General features: G+C 77.0%; 1 protein-coding gene and 1 pseudogene. Both read left to right on the top strand.

The window, feature by feature from the left end; all coding sequences use genetic code 11:
• Positions 1–445: glutamate ligase domain-containing protein (locus MNZ27_RS23205; protein ID WP_277958249.1), on the top strand; the 445-nt coding region annotated here is incomplete at its 5' end.
• A 95-nt stretch (positions 446–540) separates the two neighbouring features.
• Positions 541–1,210 (top strand): annotated as a pseudogene (locus tag MNZ27_RS23200) (AMIN domain-containing protein); the annotation flags it as partial.

The following is a 1,210-nucleotide window of genomic DNA, read 5'->3' as shown; positions in this document are numbered from 1 at the left end:
CGACGAGGCCGCCATCGCCGCCGGCATCGCCGGGGCGCGGTGGCCGGGCCGGCTCGAGGAGCTCGCGGGCGTGCTGCTCGACGGCGCGCACAACCCGCAGGGCGCGGCGGCGCTGGCGGCGGCGCTCCCGGCGCTGCGACCGGGCCGTCCCGTCGAGCTGGTCTTCGGCGTCCTCGCCGACAAGGATCTCGCCGGGATCCTGGCGGAGCTCGCGCCGGCGGTCCGGCGGCTCCACGTCGTCGCCCCCGCGACGCCCCGCGCCCGCGCCGCGGCCGAGGTCCAGGCCCTCGCGGCCGCGCGCGGCCTCGCCGCCGACCTGCACGCCGATCTGCCCTCCGCGCTCGCCTGCGCTCGCGCGGCCGCCGGCACCGGCGGCGTCGTCTGCGTCGCGGGCTCGCTGTACCTCGTCGGCGAGGCGCGCGGGCTCCTGGCGCGCGCGCGGTAGGAAGTAGGGAGATATCGGCACGAAGGTCCGGGAATTTTTCGGGGTTCCGCCCACCGTGCTATGTTCCGCCCGGTCTTCCTTCCGCGGAGTCCCCGATGCGCCTTCGCCTCCTCGCCGCGTTCGCCCTCGTCGCCCTGGTCCTCCCGCCGGCGCGCGCGGCGGACCTGAACGTCATCACCGCCGTCGAGGTCAAGGACGAGGGCGCCACGGTCGTCCTCTCGGTGAAGGGCACGAAGAAGCCGAGCTTCACCACGTTCTCGATGGCCGAGCCGTCGCGGTTCGTGATCGACTTCTCCGAGTCCCGCTTCGAGGGCGTCCCCGAGACGATCACCGTCCAGGACGGCACCGTGGACATGGTGAAGAACCTGTCCTACGGCTCCGACGCGAGCTCGATCGCCCGCGTGATGATCGCCTTCGCCGTCGAGGTCGCGCCGCCCGAGGTGAGCGACGCCGGCGAGACGCTCCTCGTCCGCATCGCCAAGCCCGGCGCGGCGGCGGCGCCCGCGGTCGCCTCGCGGCGGGACGACGAGGCGGCGGCCGCGAGGGCGCGGGCGGAGCAGGAGGCGCAGGCGAAGGCCGAGGCCGACCGCCGCGCCCGCGAGGACGAGGAGGCGCGCAAGCGCGTGGAGGCCGAGCTCCGCGCCCGCGCCGAGGCGGAGGCGCGGGCGAAGGCGGAGGCCGAGGCGAGCGCGAAGGCCGAGGTCGAGGCGCAGGCCCGGAAGGACGCGGCCGCGAGCGCGCCGGCCGGCGTGACCGCGCCGGCGG

Source organism: Anaeromyxobacter oryzisoli (genome assembly GCF_022690765.1).
In the GTDB taxonomy this organism is placed as follows: domain Bacteria; phylum Myxococcota; class Myxococcia; order Myxococcales; family Anaeromyxobacteraceae; genus Anaeromyxobacter; species Anaeromyxobacter oryzisoli.
The sequence above is the reverse complement of the archived record's forward strand: the minus strand, read 5'-3'. Positions and strand labels throughout refer to the sequence as shown.